The organism is Streptomyces griseobrunneus (assembly GCF_046713465.1).
Classification (GTDB): domain Bacteria; phylum Actinomycetota; class Actinomycetes; order Streptomycetales; family Streptomycetaceae; genus Streptomyces; species Streptomyces microflavus.
This window is the reverse complement of the sequence record NZ_CP177080.1, coordinates 5055330-5071778: the sequence shown is the minus strand read 5'-3', so window position 1 is coordinate 5071778 and position 16449 is coordinate 5055330. Positions and strand designations below refer to the sequence as shown.

The window sequence follows — 16449 nt, the reverse complement described above, 5'->3', positions numbered from 1 at the left end:
GGGGGGCCTTCGCGCACCTGTCGTCCGCATGGCGAGTGTTGCGATTACGCGTCGGAACGAGCGGGTCCGCTCAGGCGCCGATCTCCACCAGCCGCTCCCCGTCGAACGTACGTACCTCGAAGCGGTCGATGTCCTCGCGGGCCATCGCCGCGCCGCCGTGCACATACAGGGGGGACTTCGCCGAAGCGTGCGGCGAGTCCTCGATGCCGTACCCCCACTGCGGGACGGACCACGAGGTCACGACCTCCTCCTCGCCGGTCTTGGAGACGGCGACGAGCGTGCACTTCTGCGGTCCTTTGACGTTCTTCAGTTCCAGGACCGTGTGGGTGCCCCACGCCTTCTTCTCCATGCCGACCGTCGCGCCGACCCGGGTGGTGGGGTCGGTCCCCGACACCTTCTCCGTCATGTGCTGGAAGAAGGCGTCCTCGGCCGGGCTGGTGGGGTGCGGGTCCCCCGCGGCGACGCTGCGGCCGCCGTCCCCGTCGCCCGCCGTGACGGCGACTGCGGCGACCGGGCCGCCGATGATCAGCGCCGCGGCCGCGGCGATCAGATACCGGCTGCGCCGGGTGCGCCGGTGCCTGCGGTGCGCGACCTCGTCCATCAGCCCGCCGAGGACCTTGGGCGCGGGCCGCTCGGGAACGTGCGGTACGGGACGGGCTCCGGGCACGGCCGCGGGCGCCTCGGCCAGCATCGCGAGCACGGGCTCCATCCCGGCGAACTCGTCGAGATGTGCCGAGCACCGGGCGCAGCCCGCCAGGTGGGCCTCGAAGGCGCTCGCCTGGGCGTCGTCCAGGATGCCCAGGACATAGGCGGCGGCAGCGTCGTGCTCGGACCCTTCGGGCTCCCCGCCGTACGGCGGCTCGGGGCCGGTGGGGCCGGAGGGGTAGAAGGGGTGGTGGACCGCACCTGAGGGGTGGGCGGAGCCATCGGGGTACGAGGGACCGGTGGGCGTACGGGGTCCGGGCGGCCGGGGCCCGAACGGCTGCCACTGCTGGTCGCTCATGCCGTGATCCCCCTCTCTTCGAGTGCGAGCTTCATCGAACGGAGTGCGTAGAAGACCCGGGAACGCACGGTGCCGCTGGGGATGCCGAGCGCCTCGGCGGCCTCGTTCACCGTACGTCCCTTGAAGTAGGTCTCGACCAATGCTTCCCGGTGCGCGGGGGTCAAATCTTCGAGCGCGTCCGACAGCGTCATCAGCCACAGCGCCTTGTCGATCTCGTCCTCCGCGGGAATGACCTCCAGCGGCGACGGATCGACCTCGCGCGGCCGGGCCTGCCGGCTGCGGTGGTTGTCGATGACGATGCGCCGGGCGACCGTCACCAGCCAGGGTCGGACGGAGCCGGTGGCCCGGTTGAGCCGGCCGGCGTTCTTCCAGGCACGGATGAGCGTCTCCTGCACGACGTCCTCGGCCCGTTGGCGGTCGCCCGCCACGAGCCGGAGAACGTACGCGAGCAGCGGCCCGGCATGTTCGCGGTAGAGCGCCCGCATCAGCTCCTCGTCCGGTATTCCGGCCGGGGGCGTGGGCGGCTCACTACGATGTCGAGCCCTGTGCGGACGGTCATCGGCCACGGCCGCATCCTTGCGCACCCGAACCTCCTGGTCGAGACCCTGAATGGAGCTCTTCGGGGATGGATACGGGATCGGGCCGCGGATCATTCAACGCCCGGGTCTATTTTTTTGCCGGGGTGGATCGCGGCCGTCTCACGGACTGCCGTCGGCGGCCGTGCCGGAGGACGCGCCCGCGGTACGCCGCCGGTGCCGGGCGACCCGTTCGCGGTTGCCGCAGACCTCGCCGGAGCACCAGCGGCGCCGGCCCCCGCGCGAGGTGTCCAGGTAGAGCCGGTGGCAGGACCCGCCGGCGCAGCGGCGCAGCGCGGCCCGTGCCACCGGGTCGGTGAGCAGGTCCACCGCGTCCCTGGCCACGACCGCGAGGAGCCCCGCGCAGTCGGGTTCGGTACTCAGCGTCCGCACCAGTGCGCCGCCCTCGCCGCGCACCGCACGCGGGCCCGGCGGGGCCGCCGCGGCAAGGGAGTTGACCCGATCCAGGGCGTTCCCGTCGCGAGGGAGGCCGAGTTGGGCCGCCGACGGGTCGATCTGCCCTCCGGTCCAGGCGAGTTGGGCCGACATCAGCCGGTCCACGTCCGCCCGCAGGTCGCGGAACCGGGTGAGCCAGGTGGCGTCCAGCGCGTCGAGCGCCGTGCCCGGCGGGACGAGCCGGGCGGCGGTCAGCCAGTCCGCGAGCCGCCCCGGTCCTTCGAGTTGTTCCCGGGCCCGGGATGTCCCGCCGGCGGGCCCGGTGGCCACCAGGTCGAGACAGATCCGGCCGGAGTCGAACCGCCACATGTACGCGCTCCTGCTCGCTGCCATGCGCCTGTCACCGCCTCGGGGTCACCGGTCGGATGCCACCCCCCAGAGTGCCCCCGGCGGGGCCCGCCCGTAACCCCCGCTACCGTGACGGCCATGAACGATCACGGGGGATGGCCCGGGGGAAACCCTGTGGCGGACGTCACGCTCACCGCCGGTGCCCTGCTGCTGCGCCCCTGGCGCGAGGAGGACGTACCGGCGCTGCTGGAGGCGTACGACGATCCGGTGCTGCGGCAGTGGGTGCGGATGCCCGTGTCCACGCCCGAGGAGGCCGCCCGCTGGGTGGAGGTGCAGCGCGAGGGGTGGGAGTCGGGCACCCGGTTCAGCTTCGCCGTGACGGACACCGGCCGGGGCGGGGAGCTGGTCGGCAACCTCGCGCTGAAGCGGCCGGGACGGGGCGCCGAGCGGGCCGAGGTCGGTTACTGGACGGCGGCCCGGGCGCGCGGCCGGGGCGTGGCGCCCCGGGCCCTGGAGGCGCTCACCGCCTGGGCGTTCACGGCCTTCGCCGCCGAGGGGCTGGTCCGTCTCGATCTGCTGCACCAGGTGGACAACGTGGCTTCCTGCCGGGTGGCGGAGAAGTCCGGTTACGCGTTCGCGGAGCTGCTGGGTGCCCTGCCGCCGGAGTTCCCGCTGGACGGCCATCTGCATGTGCGCGAGGCGCCGTCGGGAGGGGCCCTCTTTCAGCGTGCCCCCGGCGTGTCCCCCGTCGGGTCCAGCGACAGCCGGTAGCCGCGTTTGACGACGGTCTGGATCAGCCGGGGCGCCCCCAGTGCGGTGCGCAGCCGGGCCATCGCCGTCTCCACCGCGTGTTCGTCCGTGCCGCTGCCGGGCAGGGCCCGCAGCAGGTCGGCGCGGGCCACCACCCAGCCGGGGCGGCGGGCCAGGGTGTGCAGGAGGGCCATGCCGGCGGGCGGTACCGCGCGCAGTTCGTCGTCGACCAGCACGGCGTGACCGCGGATCTCGACGCGGTGGCCCGCGACGGGCAGGACCCGGGCCGTGGTGGGGAGGTGGGCGCAGACCAACTGGACGAGGGGGCCGAGGCGGAAACGTTCGGGCTGGACGGTGGGGATGGACCGGGCCTGGAGCGGGAGGGCGGTGACCGGTCCGACGCAGGCGGCCAGGACGTCGTCGCGCAGCGCCCCGAGGATCTCCGGGAGGAGCCCGCGGGCCTCCGCGCGGCCCAGGAACGAGGCGGAGGCGGGGGCGCTGGTGAAGGTGACGGCGTCCAGGCCCCGGGCGGCGGTGGCGTCGAGCAGCCGGTCGAGCGGGGCGATGTCCAGCGGCGGCATCCAGCGGTAGACGGGTACGCCGATGACCTCGGCGCCCGCCGCCTGGAGGGACTCGATGAAGCCGGGCAGCGGTTCGCCGTGCAGCTGGAGAGCGATACGGCGGCCCTCGACGCCCTCGCCGAGGAGCCTGTCGAGGACTTCGGCCATCGATTCGGACCCGGGTGACCAGGCCTCGGTCAGCCCGGCGGCCCGGACGGATCCCTTGACCTTGGGCCCCCGGGCGAGGAGTTCGACACCGCGCAGCCTCTCCAGGAGCGCGTCGCCGATGCCCCAGCCGTCGGCGGCCTCCACCCAGCCCCGGAAGCCGATCGCGGTGGTGGCGACCACCACATCGGGGGCGTGGTCGATCAACTCCTTGGTCGCGTCGAGGAGTTCGCTGTCGTCGGCGAGCGGAACGATCCGCAGGGCGGGGGCGTGGTGGACGACGGCGCCGCGTCGCTTGAGGAGGGTGCCGAGCTCCTCGGCGCGGCGGGCGGCGGTCACCCCGACCGTGAAGCCCGCGAGGGGGCCGTGCGTTGTGCCGTCGTCCTGCATGGCGTGTTCCCGGCTCTCGTGTCCTGCTGATGCGCGATGGTGCGGAGGCCCGAGACTGCCAACGGTGCGTGACAGCCTCGGTTCCCCCGTATTTCCCGGCCGTTACGTCGCCGGTCGCCGGAGCGTCGCTCTCCTAAACCTCTGCGTAACGGATCTGCGGCTTTGCCGGTACGGGCGCGGGGCGGCGAAGGTATACCGCCCAGGTGAGCGCCGAGCACACCGCGTAGAAGGCGAGGAAGGACCAGAAGGCGGCCGTTCCGGTGCCGGAGGCCTGGAACGACTGGCGGAAGACGAGGTTGATCGCGAGGCCGCCGAGCGCGCCGACGGCTCCGATGAAGCCCATGGCGGCGCCGGAGAGCCGCCGTCCGTGGGCGGCGGCCGCCTCGCCGTCGAGCCCCTTCGCCAGCGCCTGGGCGTGGAAGATGCCGGGGATCATCTTGTACGTCGATCCGTTGCCCAGCCCGGTCAGGACGAACAGGGCGGTGAAGCCGACGAGGAAGACGGGGAGGGAGGCGGTGGCGGAGGCGAAGATGACGACCCCGGTGGCGGCTCCCATCGCGGCGAAGGCCGCGAGGGTGATCCGGGCACCGCCGTGCCGGTCGGCGAGCCTGCCGCCGACGGGGCGGATCAGGGAGCCCAGCAGCGGGCCGACGAAGGTGAGCGAGGCGGCCTGGAGCGGGGTGCGGCCGAACTGGGTCTGGAGCACCAGGCCGAAGGCGAAGCTGTAGCCGATGAACGAGCCGAAGGTGCCGATGTAGAGCGCCGACATGATCCAGGTGTGCGGATCGCGGACGGCCTCCTTCGCGGCCCCGGTGTCGTTGCGTACGGGCCGGAGGTTGTCCATGTACAGCGCGGCGCAGACGGCGGCCACGACGATCAGCGGGATGTACACCCCGAGCACGATCCGGGGGTGGGCCGCGCCCACCGTCCCGATGACGAGGAGGCCGATGAGCTGGACGACGGGGACGCCGATGTTGCCGCCGCCCGCGTTGAGGCCCAGCGCCCAGCCCTTCTCGCGGAGCGGGAAGAAGGCGTTGATGTTGGTCATCGAGGAGGCGAAGTTGCCGCCGCCGATCCCGGTGAGCGCGGCGACCGCCACGAAGGTGCCGTACGAGGTCCCGGGTTCCATCACCCAGAACGCGGCGAAGGTCGGGGCCAGCAGGCCGACCGCGGTGAAGACGGTCCAGTTGCGGCCGCCGAACCGGGCGACGGCGAAGGTGTACGGCACCCGCACCAGCGCCCCGACCAGGGTGGCGGTGGAGATCAGGAAGAACTTTCCGGCCGGGTCGACGCCGTACTCCGGTCCCATGAACAGGACCATCACCGACCACAGGGTCCAGACGGAGAATCCGATGTGCTCGGAGAGCACGGAGAACCACAGGTTGCGGCGGGCGACGCGCTCGCCCTTCTCCCGCCAGAACGTCTCGTCCTCCGGCTCCCAGGTCTCGATCCAACGGCCTGCCATCACGCGCCTCCACAGGGGGGTCGGGGCTGTGTCCCCGTCGCTGCGGGGTGTTGTCCCGACGCTAGGGAGCGCGCGTTTCGGTGCGGTGCCGTGAGGTGACCGGTGGGCAACCTTGCTCTCACCGGGCCGTTGCCGGCCCGGTGAGATGCGCCGCTAGGACCTGCCGTCCGGCCACAGCTGCGGGCGGCGCTTGGCCGCGACGTCCTCGGCCCAGCCGAAGGCGAGCACGCAGAGCGCGATGAGGGCCCAGGTGACGAGCAGGACGGGGATCCAGCTCTCCAGCAGCCAGGGCACGTTCTCGCTGAGAGCGTCGACGGACCAGAGCCGGTCGTAGAGCGTGGCGGCGCTCAGGATGCAGACGTTGTGCCAGAGGTAGACGGTGACGGCCCGCGAGTTGAGCAGGGTGATCGGCCGGTCGAAGGCCCGCAGCCGCCTCGGCCACTCGGTCCAGGACGGGCTGTAGTGCAGCAGGAGCAGGACGCACCCGAAGGACCAGAGGGCCTGGGCGAGCGGGATGGAGTCCAGGTCGAAGCCGCTGCGGAACCCCTCGTGGCTCGCCCACCACAGTCCGGCGCCCGCGAAGAGCGGGGCGATGGACGGCACGATGTAGGCGGGCAGCCGCTTGAGGACGCCCTCCTGATGGGCCATGCCGAGGACCCAGCAGGCGCCGAAGGTGGAGAAGTCGGTGATCGCGGAGTCGAGGCGTTCGGTGGTGGAGAACAGTTCGAGACGCATCACGACGGAGAGCGCCAGCGGCGCGAGCAGCGTCGGCCAGGGCAGCTTGCGCAGGCAGCGCAGGAGCAGCGGCGAGAACAGGACGAACCAGAGGTAGGCCCGGATGTACCAGAGCGGCCCGGCGAGGTCCTCGGGCCAGCTCTCGCCGAGGATCCCCTCGATGCCCGCCACGTCGTAGGCGTACGGCGGGTCGCTGAGCGGCAGGATCCAGTACGTCAGGTGCTGCCACCACCAGCCGGGGTGGCCCTCGGCGTCCGGGCCCCAGCCCTGGGCGACCATGCCGGTGACGCCGATCGCGCCGAGCAGCCACAGCGGCGGCAGCAGCCGCCGGACGCGGCTGCGGATCACCTGGGCGGCGGGCCGCTTGAGGGAGCGGGCCATCAGGGTCCCGGCCAGGGCGAACATGACGCCCATGGAGGGGAAGACGATGGGCAGCCAGGCCCAGCCGGTGAGGTGGTACAGGACGACCCGGAAGAGGGCGAGGGCCCGCAGCAGGTCGAAGTACCGGTCGCGGACGGGCCCCCGGCGTGCGGGGGCCGGGGACCCGGCCCCGCTCCCGGCCGCGTTCTCGGCCCCGTTCCCGGCATCGGGCGGGAGGACCGGGCCGGTCGTCGGAAGGGGCGGTCCTGCGGCCGGGAAGGGCGAGCCGGCTGTCGGGAAGGTCGGGGCGGTCATACGTACGGCCTCCGGTCCACGGCCCCGAACCCGGCGTCGGCGCCGGGTCCCCGCGGGCGCTGGGCGGACGTCCCGCCGGGCGCCTCCACCGCGCCGGTGCGGCGCAGCTTCTGCCAGCGCAGCCGGCCGCCGGTGAGAGCGGTGATCCACGACTGGAGCAGCACGACGTACATGAGCTGCCGGTACAGGATCTGCTGGAGCGGCAGCGAGATCAGGTGGACCATCCGCTCCTTGTCCAGCCGGAAGGCGTACGCGGCGCAGACGGCCTGCACCACCAGCACGCCGAACCACGCGGCGACGGTCTTGCCGGTCGGGCCGAAGACCAGCCCGTACAGCAGGAAGACGTCGATGAGGGGCGCCAGCAGCGGGGCGACGACCATGAAGAGGGAGACGAACGGCAGCCCGACCCGGCCGAAGCGGCCCGAGGGCCCGCGCTCGATCACCGCGCGGCGGTGCTTCCAGATGGCCTGCATGGTGCCGTAGGACCACCGGTAGCGCTGCGACCAGAGCTGCTGCACGGACTCCGGCGCCTCGGTCCAGGCGCGGGCGTTCTCCGCGTAGACCACGCGCCAGCCGTCCCGGTGCAGGGCCATGGTGATGTCGGTGTCCTCGGCGAGGGTGTCCTCGCTCATGCCGCCGACCCGCTCCAGGGCCTCGCGGCGGAACGCCCCGACGGCGCCGGGGATGGTGGGCATGCAGCCCAGGACGTCGTACATCCGGCGGTCCAGGTTGAAGCCCATCACGTACTCGATGTGCTGCCAGGCGCCGATCAGCGAGTCGCGGTTGCCGACCTTGGCGTTGCCCGCGACGGCTCCGACCCGGGGGTCGGCGAAGGGCTGGACCAGCTCACGGACGGTGGACGGCTCGAAGACGGTGTCGCCGTCCATCATCACGACGATGTCGTAGCGGGCGTGCCGGATGCCGTTGTTGAGGGCGGCCGGTTTGCCCGCGTTCTGCTGGCGCACCACCCGTACACCGGGCAGCCGCATCGCCTCGACCAGGTCGGCCGTGCCGTCGGTCGAGCCGTCGTCGATGACGATGATCTCGATCGGATGCTCGCTGACGGCCAGCGAACGCACGGTCGCCTCGATGCACTCGCGTTCGTTGTACGCGGGCACCAGGACGGAGACCGGGCGGGTGAGGGGCTCGCCCCAGCTGAAGTCCTTGCGGCGGACCTTGCGGGCGTGCAGGAAGGAGAGCAGCAGCATCAGCCCGAACCGGGCCAGGACCAGGACGCCGATGGCGGCGAGGCCGACCACCAGGACGCCGGTGACCCGCTCGGAGACGGCGACGGCGGAGACGAACGCCTTGCCCTTCCACAGCGCGAAGCCGGTGACCGGGGTGTGCGCGCTGGGGGCGTCGAGCGCGGTGGTGAGCCGGGTGAAGGTGTAGCCCTGCTCCTTGAGGTCCGGCAGCAGGGTGTCGAGCGCGGCCACGGTCTGCGAGCGGTCGCCGCCGGAGTCGTGCATCAGGATGATGGCGCCCTTGCCGTCCTCGGGCGTGGCGCGCTCGACGATGGCGCGGACGCCGGGGCGCTTCCAGTCCTCGCTGTCGGTGTCGTTGACGACGGTGAGGTAGCCGCGCTTGCCGATGTACTCGGTGACCGGCCAGGACTTGTTGTCCATGGCGTACGAGAAGGAGGAGTACGGCGGCCGGAAGATCGAGGTGCGGATACCGGCCGCGCCCGCCAGCGCCAGCTGGTTCTGCGACAGCTCCCAGTCGATGCGCTCGGTGGACTGGTAGGAGAGGTCGGGGTGGTTGAAGGTGTGCAGCCCGATCTCGTGGCCTTCGGCGACCATCCGCTCGACCAGGCCGGGGTGGCGGGCGGCCATGTTCCCGGTGACGAAGAAGACGCCGTGGGCGCCGTACTCCTTGAGCTTGTCGAGCACCTTCGGCGTCCACACCGGGTCGGGCCCGTCGTCGAAGGTCAGGACGATCCGGCGGTCGGGTATGCGCAGCGTCGTGGCGTCGCCGGAGCGGGCGTCGATGACCGGTCCGCCGGAGCGGACGTCCTTCGGCACCTGGGTGTTGTAGTCGGCGTCGCGGACCCGGTGGTCGGCCAGGATCTCGCTGTGCACATAGCCGCGCAGCATCAGCATGGCGAGCAGGGCGACCAGCAGCATGAAGGGCAGGAGGTAGCGCATCGGGAGCTTGCGGCGGTTCCGCCTGCGCACGTTCTGCTTCCGTGCGATGCGCGGCCCCGCGGGCTGCTGGGGTCCGTTGTGCTTCCCTGCGGTCCGCTGGGACCGGTCGTGCCTGCCCCGCGGGGCGGGGTGTGTCATTTAGAGGGTGCTCTCTTCTTGCACCGGAGGTTCCGGGGTCTCGGCGGGAGCGCTCGTACTGACGGTGGGCTCCGGCTCGGGTGACGGCGGTGGGGTGGAGACGGGCGGTTCGGGGGCCGGGGAGGTGGCGGCCGGTTTCGTGGCGCCGCCGCCGGTGGAGCCCGGGGGCGTCACGGACGTGGAGGCGGACGGGGTGCGTCCGCCGGATCCGGCGGGGACGGTGACGGAGGTGGCCGAGGGTTCCACCGGGCCGGAGGCACCGGGCTCCGGGGTGCCGCTCGGACCGGTCGCGCCGGGGGCCGGGTCCAGGTCGTCGGAGGGCTCCGCGGAGTCGCTCGGCGCGGGACGCACCTCGGCCTCCTCCGCCTTCGCCTCCTCCTTCTGCCCGGAGAGCGGCAGCCAGGGGGCGGTGGAGTTGCCGCCGAGGACGGCGAAGACCAGCGTCACGGCGTACGCGGCGCAGAGCGCGGCGACCACCCAGCCGAGCCGGCGGTAGGTCTTGCTGCGGCGGCCGCTCTCGTCGACGAAGACCGGACCGTCGGAACCGCCCGCCGGGACGGGCTCACCGGGCAGCTCGGCGAGCTGGCGGCCCAGGCCGTCCAGCTGGATGGTGACGTCATTAGGTTCATGCGTATGCCCGTTCTGGGCACCTTCGCGCCAATTTTCCACAGATGTAGCCCATCCCCCACTCAACGGACAGGCGCCAAAAATTGACCGGTTCTTTACTGTTGGGCGGATCCCACACCGTCAACGAGAACTGGCATTCATGCACCCGGAGCACGAATGTAGCGCACGACATTGACGCCCAAGTCCCCCTGAACGGAGTTGATCAGGAACGGTTGCGCATCAGTGACAGATCGCCCTCCGGCAGCCAGGCGCCGGGCGGGGGTACGAGCCAGCCTTTTGCAGTACCCAACTGGGCAGATGCCGTACGCAGCGCGTCTACACCGGGATGGTGCAGACCTTTGCGCCAGACCAGCGTCAGCGGCGAAAGCGGAATGGGACCGACGAGCGGGCGCACCACGGCACCCGGCAGCGGCGGGAAGTCCACCACCGCCAGAACCGGGTGGCCCGCCTTGGTGATGACGCGCTGAAATTCGGCCACTCCCACGGCGAGCGGAACGGGCGGGGCCAGCTCGATGCCCCACGCGGCGAACAGCTGCGCGGCGAGGTCCGTCCACTCCCGCGTCCGCTCGTTGCCCGCCCCCGCGTAGACGGTCGTTCCGGACAGCTCGGACAGCGCGATGGCCTCACGCCCGGCGAGGGGGTGGGAGGCCTGCAGCATCAGGGCCATCGGCTCGTACCGCACCGGCTGTACGGAGAGTCCAGCGCGCACCCCCGGGGCGAGCCCGGCGGCCCGGCCGAAGGAGACGTCCAGCCGGCCGGCCAGGATCTCGGAGGCGGCCCAGGTCAGCCCGGACTCGAACCGCGCCATCAGCTCGCACTCCGGGGCGAGCTCACGGGCCCGCTCCAGCACCCGGGCGGCGGTCGTCCCGTCACTGTTCAGGTCGACCAGCAGCGGCCGGGCCGGGCCGCCGCTGAAGGCGGCGGCGAGTCCGTCGTGCGCGTCGAGCACCCGGCGGGCGTACGGGAGGAGGCGCTCGCCGTCCGGGGTGAGGGAGACCTGGCGGGTGGTGCGGACGAACAGCTCCGCACCGAGCTCGCGCTCCAGCCGGCGGATGTCCCGGCTCAGCGCCTGCTGGGCGACGAAGAGGCGGGCGGCGGCGCGGGTGAAGTGCAGCTCCTCGGCCACGGCGAGGAAGGCGCGCAGGAGCCGGGGGGCGGGGTCGGGGGCGGGCACGTGGTGAATCTACAACGCGGCGGCCCATTGACAACAGGGGTGCGTGAATGGGCGGGCAGAAGGTGTTGGACCGGGGCGGCGGAGCACGGCGAGGCTGGCCCCATGCCGAATCCCCCTGCCACCCGACCCCTCCCCGCAGCCCTCCCCGACCGCTCCCCCACCGTGCTGCTCGCGGTGACCGGCGGCCAGTTGGTCGCGGCCCCGCGCACCGCGCCGGAGCCCGGGGGGCGTGCGGCACCGGAGGACGTGCGCCGGCGGGCGGGGCGCCGGGCGGCTCGGCGGGCGGCTCGGCGGGCACCCACCAACCCCTACCTCCGGCTGCTCGCCACTCCCGGGGCCCGCGCCTTCACGGCCGGCAACCTGATCGCCCGGCTCCCCATGGGGATGCTCGGCGTCAGCGCGATCATCATGATCGCCGGGTCGCGGGGCTCGTACGCCCTCGCCGGGGCCGTCACCGCGACCGGGCTCGCCGCCACGGCGGTCGTCGCCCCCTTCACGGCCCGGCTGGTGGACCGCTTCGGACAGGCCAGGATCGCCGTGCCCGCGACCGCGCTCGCCGTGCTCGGATCCCTCGCGCTGGTGCTCTGCGTGCACTACGACGCCCCCGCCTGGACGCTCTTCGCCGCGTACGCCGCCACCGCGACCACCCCCAACACGGGCGGGATGTCCCGGGCCCGCTGGGCCCACCTCCACCGGGGCGACCCGGCGGCCCTGCACACCGCGAACTCCTTCGAACAGGCCGCCGACGAGATCTGCTTCATGCTGGGCCCGGTCGTCGCGGCGACGCTCTGCGGGGCGCTCTTCCCGGAGGCGGGCACGCTGGTGGGCGCGTTCCTGCTGATGACCGGCGTCCTGGTCTTCGCCGCCCAGCGCAAGACGGAACCGCCGCCCACCCCCCGTGACCGCACGGCCGTCTCCCCCCTCCGCGTGCCGGGCATGCCCGCGCTGCTGGCGGTCTTCCTCGCCACGGGGGCGGTGTTCGGGGCGCTGGAGGTCGTCTCCATCGCCCACGCCGGGGGCGCGATCCTGGCGCTCCAGGCGGCGGGCTCCTGCGCGGCGGGGCTGCTCTACGGTTCACTGCGGCCCGCCCGGAACGTCCACCGCAGGCTGCTGCTCTGCCTGACCGCGATGACCGCACTGATGTCCCTGCCGCTGCTCGCCGCCTCCTCGACGGCGTCCCTGCCCGTCCTGGCGCTCTGCCTGCTGCTCGCGGGTGCGGCGACCGCGCCCACCATGGTCACGGGCATGACACTGGTCCAACGGGCCACACCGCCGGGGCAGTTGAACGAGGGCATGACGCTCTCGGTCACCGCACTGCTGGGCGGGGTGGCGGCCGGTGCGGCCGCGGGCGGCTGGCTGGTGGAACACACGGGTACGGTCTCCGGCTACGCGGCTCCGACGAGCGCGGCGGCCCTCGCCCTGGCCGTCGCCGCCGCCGGGACGTTCAGGAGCCGGCCGGAACAGAAGCCGATCCGGGCGGGGTTGTCCGCTTGACCCGTTCCGGGCCGCACGGGTGTCCGCTGTGGCCCGGCCATGTCATGGGGCAGGGTGGGGACATGTCGAGCTACGAGACCATGCCCTTCCACCTGGAGACCGAGCGGCTGATACTGCGGCCGTGGGCGGAGTCGGACGCGGCCGAGTTCAGCGCCCTCCTCTCCGAACGCGGCGACGAGACGTACACGGTCGAACGCGGCCGCAAAGGGATCGTGGAGCTGCTCACCGCGACGGAGACCACGGGAATCGCGCTGCTGCCCGTCCAGCGCCGGGCCGAGGGCGACTTCATCGGCTACTGCGGACTGATCATCGGCCGCTCCACCCTGGAGGAGCCCGAGATCGCGTACGAGCTGTTCCGGCACGCGCACGGGCTCGGCTACGCCACCGAGGCGGCCGGCGCCGTGCTCGACGCCGCTGCCGCGACCGGGCGGAAGCGGCTCCGGTCCACCGTCGGCTCGTGGAACACGCCGTCGCTCCGCGTCCTGGAGAAGCTCGGGTTCGAGCGGGACCGCGTTTCCATGGAAGGCACCAAAGAAGTGGTGTGGCTCACCCGATCGTTGCCGTGAAAAGCCCTGCGGCATGAAAAAACCTCTGCCCCGCGAGCGAACTCGCGGGGCAGAGGTTTACATGGGGTGGTGGAGATGGCGGGAATCGAACCCGCGTCCAACGGTGCGGAACCAGGGCTTCTCCGAGTGCAGTTCGCTGCGCTTTTCTCGGCCCCGGAGGTCACGCGAACAAGCCTCCGACAGGCCCAGCCACTGTTTGATTTCCTTCTCGGCCCCGTGGCCGGGCCGAGAAGTTTAGATCCCTAGTTGATGCCAGGATCCGGGTCGGGATCACCCCCGGGCTGACACTCCGCAGAGTCTTCGCTTAGCTGCTAATTAGGCAGCGAGGGCGAAGGCGGAGGAATCGCGCTTGGAATTGGCGATTATTGTTTGCGACATATGGTTTACGAGATCATTGCCGCTTCCTCGACTCGCTTCCCCTGCTTCGACATCCGCTGTCGAAACCGATCATCCCCATGTTGATTTTTCAAAACGCACACCTTCGCTGAGGTGCACGGCCCATCGTACGTGACCAACGCCGGACGATGCCAGCGTATTCCCCCGCAGGGGGCTCCTCAGGCGCTGCGCTGCCGCCTGCGGGCCGCCGAGACGGCGCGGTTCGTCTCCCTCGTGTCCTGCTTCTCGCGGAGCGTCTGGCGCTTGTCGTACTCCTTCTTGCCCTTCGCCAGCGCGATCTCGACCTTGACCCGGCCGTCCTTGAAGTACAGGGCGAGCGGCACGATCGTGTGGCCGCTCTCCTGGGACTTCGACTCCAGCTTGTCGATCTCGGCCCGGTGGAGGAGCAGCTTGCGCTTCCGCTTGGCCGTGTGGTTGGTCCAGGTGCCCTGGACGTACTCGGGTACGTGGATGTTGTGCAGCCACGCCTCGTGGTCGTCGATCTGGACGAACCCGTCGACCAGGGAGGCCCGGCCCATGCGCAGGGACTTCACCTCGGTGCCCATGAGCACGAGGCCGCACTCGTAGGTGTCGAGGATCGTGTAGTCGTGCCGCGCCTTCTTGTTCTGCGCGACCATCTTGCGCCCGGTGTCTCTTTCCTTAGCCATAGTGCGGTCATTTTCGCACTACGACCCACCCCCGAGGCCACTCAATACCGTCTCGGCCCGCTGCTGGGCCCTCTCCCGCACCACCAGATCGGGTGTGATGCCCCTGCCGTCGACGTTGCGGCCGGCCGGTGTGCGGTAGTGGCCCACGGTCAGCTCGGCCACCGAACCGCCCGGAAGCTCGCTGGGCATCTGCACCGAGCCCTTGCCGAAGGTGCGCGAACCCACGGTGACCGCGCGGCCGCGGTCCTGGAGGGCGCCGGTCAGCAGCTCGGCCGCGCTCATCGTGCCGCCGTCGACCAGCACCACCACGGGCCGCTCGGTGTCGCCGCCGGGGTCGGCGTACAGGGCCTGCTGCTCCCCGCGCACGTCGTAGGTGGCGACCAGGCCGCCGTCCAGGAAGGCGGAGGCGGCGGTGACGGCCTCGGTGACCAGCCCGCCGGAGTTGGCGCGCAGGTCCAGGAGTATCCCGGCGTCCCGGGGCGCGGTGCGGACGGCGTCCCGTACCTCCTCGCCGGTGCCCTTGGTGAAGGCGGCGACCTTGACGAGGAGCGCCGAGGAGGGGCCGGTGCCCAGGCGGCTCACGGTGACCGCGTCGGGGGTCAGGCGGGCGCGCCGCAGCGTCTGTGTGGAGGGCTTCCCCTCGCGTACGAGACCGAGGACGACGCGGGTGCCTTCCCCGGCCCCCGTAACGTCGCCACGCAGCAGGGCGACCACGTCGGTGACGGGGCGCCGGTCGACGCTGCGGCCGTCGATCGTGCGGAGCAGGTCGCCGGCGCGGATGCCGGCCCGGTCGGCGGGGCCGCCGGGCTGGACCCGGGAGACGGCGACGCCGCCGGTGGCGGTGCGGCGGGCGGAGAGGCCGACGCCCAGGTACGAGCCGTCCAGGGACTGCTCGAACTCCTCGAACTCCCGCTCGTCGTAGACCGCGCCCCAGCGGTCCCCGCTGCGGCTGACGACCTCCCCGGCCGCGTCCTTCACGGACTTCCCGTCGGCCTCGGCCTTCGCCGCCGCGTCCTCGATCTCCTCGCGGTCCACCGGCGAGGAGGTGGAGGCGACGGCACGTGCCGGGAGCTCGGGTACGGGGTCGTGGTCCTGCGGCAGCGAACCGGTCGCCGCGCCGGTGGCGAGGACACACCCGAAGACCAATGTCAGGGCCGCCCCGCGGCAGAGGCCGCGGGGCCGGAAGCGGTGCGTACAACCCGACATGGCGCCGAGTCTAGGACAAGCCTCCTGGGGCGCACGGGTACTTGCCCGCGCGCCCCAGGAGGCGTAAGTCATACCTTCAGATACTTGCGCAGCGCGAAGAGAGCGGCGACGGCAGGCATCAGGAGGCCGATCGCCAGCACCAGCGGGAGCTTCGTGAGGACGGCGTCCCAGCCGATGAAGTTGATCAGGTTCAGCTTCTCCTGGAGCGCGAGGCCGCCGTCGATCAGGAAGTACCGGCCGCCGAGCAGCATCGCGCAGGCCAGCAGACCGCCGATCAGGCCGGCGACGGCCGCCTCCATGATGAAGGGGGCCTGGATGTAGAAGCCGGAGGCCCCTACCAGGCGCATGATGCCCGTCTCACGTCTCCGGCTGAACGCGGAGACGCGCACGGTGTTGACGATCAGGATCACCGCGATGACGAGCATCAGGATCATCACGTAGATCGCGACGAGGTTCATGCCATTCATCAGCTCGAAGAGCTGATCCAGGATGGACCGTTGGTCCTGGACGGACTGCACCCCGTCCCGCCCGGCGAAGGCCGTCGCGATGACCTTGTACTTCTGCGGATCGTCCAGCTTCACCCGGAAGGACTCCTGCATCTGGTCGGGCGTGATGTTGCCCGCCATCGGGGAGTCGCCGAACTGCTCCTGGTAGTGCTTGTACGCCTCGTCGACCGTCTCGAAGTGGACCGTCGCGACGGCGTCCATCTTCTCCAGATCGGTCTTGATCTGGTCCTTCTGCTCCTTGGTGACAGCGCCCTTCGCGCACTTGGGCATGTCCTTGGCGTCGTTCTTGTTGCAGAGGAAGATCGAGACGTTGACCTTGTCGTACCAGAAGTCCTTCATCGTGCTGACCTGTTCGCGCATCAGCAGCGCGCCCCCGAACAGGGCGAGCGAGAGGGCGACGGAGACCACGACGGCGAAGGTCATCGTGAGGTTGCGACGGAGACCGACGCCGATCTCCGACAGGACGAACTGGGCGCGCATGGCGTCCTT

At 71.8% G+C, this 16449-nt stretch carries 15 protein-coding genes and 1 other RNA gene; 3 read left to right on the top strand and 13 right to left on the bottom strand.

Annotated elements, in window-relative coordinates:
* Window positions 1-70 precede the first annotated feature (70 nt).
* The 3 genes from ACK8N7_RS23065 to ACK8N7_RS23055 all read right to left on the bottom strand — a co-directional run bounded on the left by ACK8N7_RS23065 (window position 71) and on the right by ACK8N7_RS23055 (window position 2367).
* Window positions 71-1003, bottom strand: coding sequence for an anti-sigma factor family protein (locus ACK8N7_RS23065; RefSeq protein WP_403213311.1), 933 nt, complete (start codon window positions 1001-1003; stop codon window positions 71-73).
* Window positions 1000-1587 (bottom strand): sigma-70 family RNA polymerase sigma factor, encoded by a 588-nt coding sequence (locus tag ACK8N7_RS23060; RefSeq protein WP_063605777.1) that lies wholly within the window; start codon window positions 1585-1587, stop codon window positions 1000-1002. The genes ACK8N7_RS23065 and ACK8N7_RS23060 overlap by 4 nt, the downstream gene beginning before the upstream one ends.
* 114 nt (window positions 1588-1701) lie before the next feature.
* Entirely contained in the window at window positions 1702-2367 is a 666-nt protein-coding gene (locus tag ACK8N7_RS23055) for a CGNR zinc finger domain-containing protein (protein ID WP_500443979.1), read from the bottom strand.
* A gap of 93 nt (window positions 2368-2460) precedes the next feature.
* On the opposite strand from ACK8N7_RS23055, the gene ACK8N7_RS23050 reads away from it, so the two are divergent.
* Window positions 2461-3093, top strand: a complete 633-nt coding sequence (locus tag ACK8N7_RS23050; RefSeq protein WP_403213315.1) for a GNAT family N-acetyltransferase — start codon at window positions 2461-2463, stop codon at window positions 3091-3093.
* Here ACK8N7_RS23050 and ACK8N7_RS23045 read toward each other — a convergent pair.
* From ACK8N7_RS23045 to ACK8N7_RS23020, 6 genes are all read right to left on the bottom strand, one after another.
* A complete protein-coding gene (locus tag ACK8N7_RS23045; protein ID WP_403213317.1) occupies window positions 3045-4187 on the bottom strand; it encodes a uroporphyrinogen-III synthase in 1143 nt (380 codons plus the stop codon). The two genes, ACK8N7_RS23050 and ACK8N7_RS23045, sit on opposite strands and share 49 nt — an antisense overlap.
* Before the next feature lie 133 nt (window positions 4188-4320).
* Window positions 4321-5652, bottom strand: a complete 1332-nt coding sequence (locus tag ACK8N7_RS23040) for a nitrate/nitrite transporter (protein ID WP_403213319.1) — start codon at window positions 5650-5652, stop codon at window positions 4321-4323.
* Window positions 5653-5805: 153 nt separating this feature from the next.
* Complete coding sequence (locus tag ACK8N7_RS23035) at window positions 5806-7062, bottom strand: acyltransferase family protein (protein WP_500443976.1); 1257 nt, start codon at window positions 7060-7062, stop codon at window positions 5806-5808.
* Window positions 7059-9206: a bifunctional polysaccharide deacetylase/glycosyltransferase family 2 protein gene (locus ACK8N7_RS23030; RefSeq protein WP_403213426.1), complete on the bottom strand. Its 2148-nt coding sequence runs from the start codon at window positions 9204-9206 to the stop codon at window positions 7059-7061. Before ACK8N7_RS23030 ends, ACK8N7_RS23035 begins: the two co-directional genes overlap by 4 nt.
* Before the next feature lie 138 nt (window positions 9207-9344).
* Window positions 9345-10013 (bottom strand): hypothetical protein, encoded by a 669-nt coding sequence (locus ACK8N7_RS23025; protein WP_403213323.1) that lies wholly within the window; start codon window positions 10011-10013, stop codon window positions 9345-9347.
* Window positions 10014-10173: 160 nt separating this feature from the next.
* Entirely contained in the window at window positions 10174-11145 is a 972-nt protein-coding gene (locus tag ACK8N7_RS23020; RefSeq protein ID WP_403213325.1) for a LysR family transcriptional regulator, read from the bottom strand.
* A 102-nt stretch (window positions 11146-11247) separates the two neighbouring features.
* On the opposite strand from ACK8N7_RS23020, the gene ACK8N7_RS23015 reads away from it, so the two are divergent.
* The gene (locus ACK8N7_RS23015; RefSeq protein ID WP_500443974.1) at window positions 11248-12639 is read left to right on the top strand and encodes an MFS transporter; all 1392 of its coding nucleotides are present in this window, start codon (window positions 11248-11250) and stop codon (window positions 12637-12639) included.
* 62 nt (window positions 12640-12701) lie between these two features.
* On the top strand, window positions 12702-13205 hold the full coding sequence (locus ACK8N7_RS23010) for a GNAT family N-acetyltransferase (protein WP_403213329.1): 504 nt from the start codon (window positions 12702-12704) through the stop codon (window positions 13203-13205).
* Window positions 13206-13272: 67 nt separating this feature from the next.
* Here the strand turns inward: ACK8N7_RS23010 and ssrA are convergent.
* From ssrA to ftsX, 4 genes are all read right to left on the bottom strand, one after another.
* Window positions 13273-13660: a transfer-messenger RNA gene (ssrA, locus tag ACK8N7_RS23005) on the bottom strand.
* Between the two features lie 99 nt (window positions 13661-13759).
* On the bottom strand, window positions 13760-14248 hold the full coding sequence (gene smpB, locus ACK8N7_RS23000; RefSeq protein ID WP_500443972.1) for an SsrA-binding protein SmpB: 489 nt from the start codon (window positions 14246-14248) through the stop codon (window positions 13760-13762).
* Window positions 14249-14266: 18 nt separating this feature from the next.
* Complete coding sequence (locus ACK8N7_RS22995) at window positions 14267-15454, bottom strand: S41 family peptidase (RefSeq protein WP_500443970.1); 1188 nt, start codon at window positions 15452-15454, stop codon at window positions 14267-14269.
* Between the two features lie 68 nt (window positions 15455-15522).
* Window positions 15523-16440 carry a permease-like cell division protein FtsX gene (gene ftsX / locus ACK8N7_RS22990; RefSeq protein WP_403213333.1) on the bottom strand — a complete coding sequence of 306 codons (918 nt, stop codon included), beginning with the start codon at window positions 16438-16440 and terminating at the stop codon, window positions 15523-15525.
* Window positions 16441-16449: the final 9 nt, after the last annotated feature.

What these genes read in the sequence shown, in the direction of transcription:
- ACK8N7_RS23065 (WP_403213311.1), bottom strand. Translation starts at nt 1,003, where the DNA reads ATGAGCGACCAGCAGTGGCAGCCGTTCGGGCCCCGGCCGCCCGGACCC.
- ACK8N7_RS23055 (WP_500443979.1), bottom strand. Translation starts at nt 2,367, where the DNA reads ATGGCAGCGAGCAGGAGCGCGTACATGTGGCGGTTCGACTCCGGCCGG.
- ACK8N7_RS23050 (WP_403213315.1), top strand. Translation starts at nt 2,461, where the DNA reads ATGAACGATCACGGGGGATGGCCCGGGGGAAACCCTGTGGCGGACGTC.
- ACK8N7_RS23045 (WP_403213317.1), bottom strand. Translation starts at nt 4,187, where the DNA reads ATGCAGGACGACGGCACAACGCACGGCCCCCTCGCGGGCTTCACGGTC.
- ACK8N7_RS23040 (WP_403213319.1), bottom strand. Translation starts at nt 5,652, where the DNA reads ATGGCAGGCCGTTGGATCGAGACCTGGGAGCCGGAGGACGAGACGTTC.
- ACK8N7_RS23035 (WP_500443976.1), bottom strand. Translation starts at nt 7,062, where the DNA reads ATGACCGCCCCGACCTTCCCGACAGCCGGCTCGCCCTTCCCGGCCGCA.
- ACK8N7_RS23030 (WP_403213426.1), bottom strand. Translation starts at nt 9,206, where the DNA reads ATGCGCTACCTCCTGCCCTTCATGCTGCTGGTCGCCCTGCTCGCCATG.
- ACK8N7_RS23015 (WP_500443974.1), top strand. Translation starts at nt 11,248, where the DNA reads ATGCCGAATCCCCCTGCCACCCGACCCCTCCCCGCAGCCCTCCCCGAC.
- ACK8N7_RS23010 (WP_403213329.1), top strand. Translation starts at nt 12,702, where the DNA reads ATGTCGAGCTACGAGACCATGCCCTTCCACCTGGAGACCGAGCGGCTG.
- smpB (WP_500443972.1), bottom strand. Translation starts at nt 14,248, where the DNA reads ATGGCTAAGGAAAGAGACACCGGGCGCAAGATGGTCGCGCAGAACAAG.
- ACK8N7_RS22995 (WP_500443970.1), bottom strand. Translation starts at nt 15,454, where the DNA reads ATGTCGGGTTGTACGCACCGCTTCCGGCCCCGCGGCCTCTGCCGCGGG.
- ftsX (WP_403213333.1), bottom strand. Translation starts at nt 16,440, where the DNA reads ATGCGCGCCCAGTTCGTCCTGTCGGAGATCGGCGTCGGTCTCCGTCGC.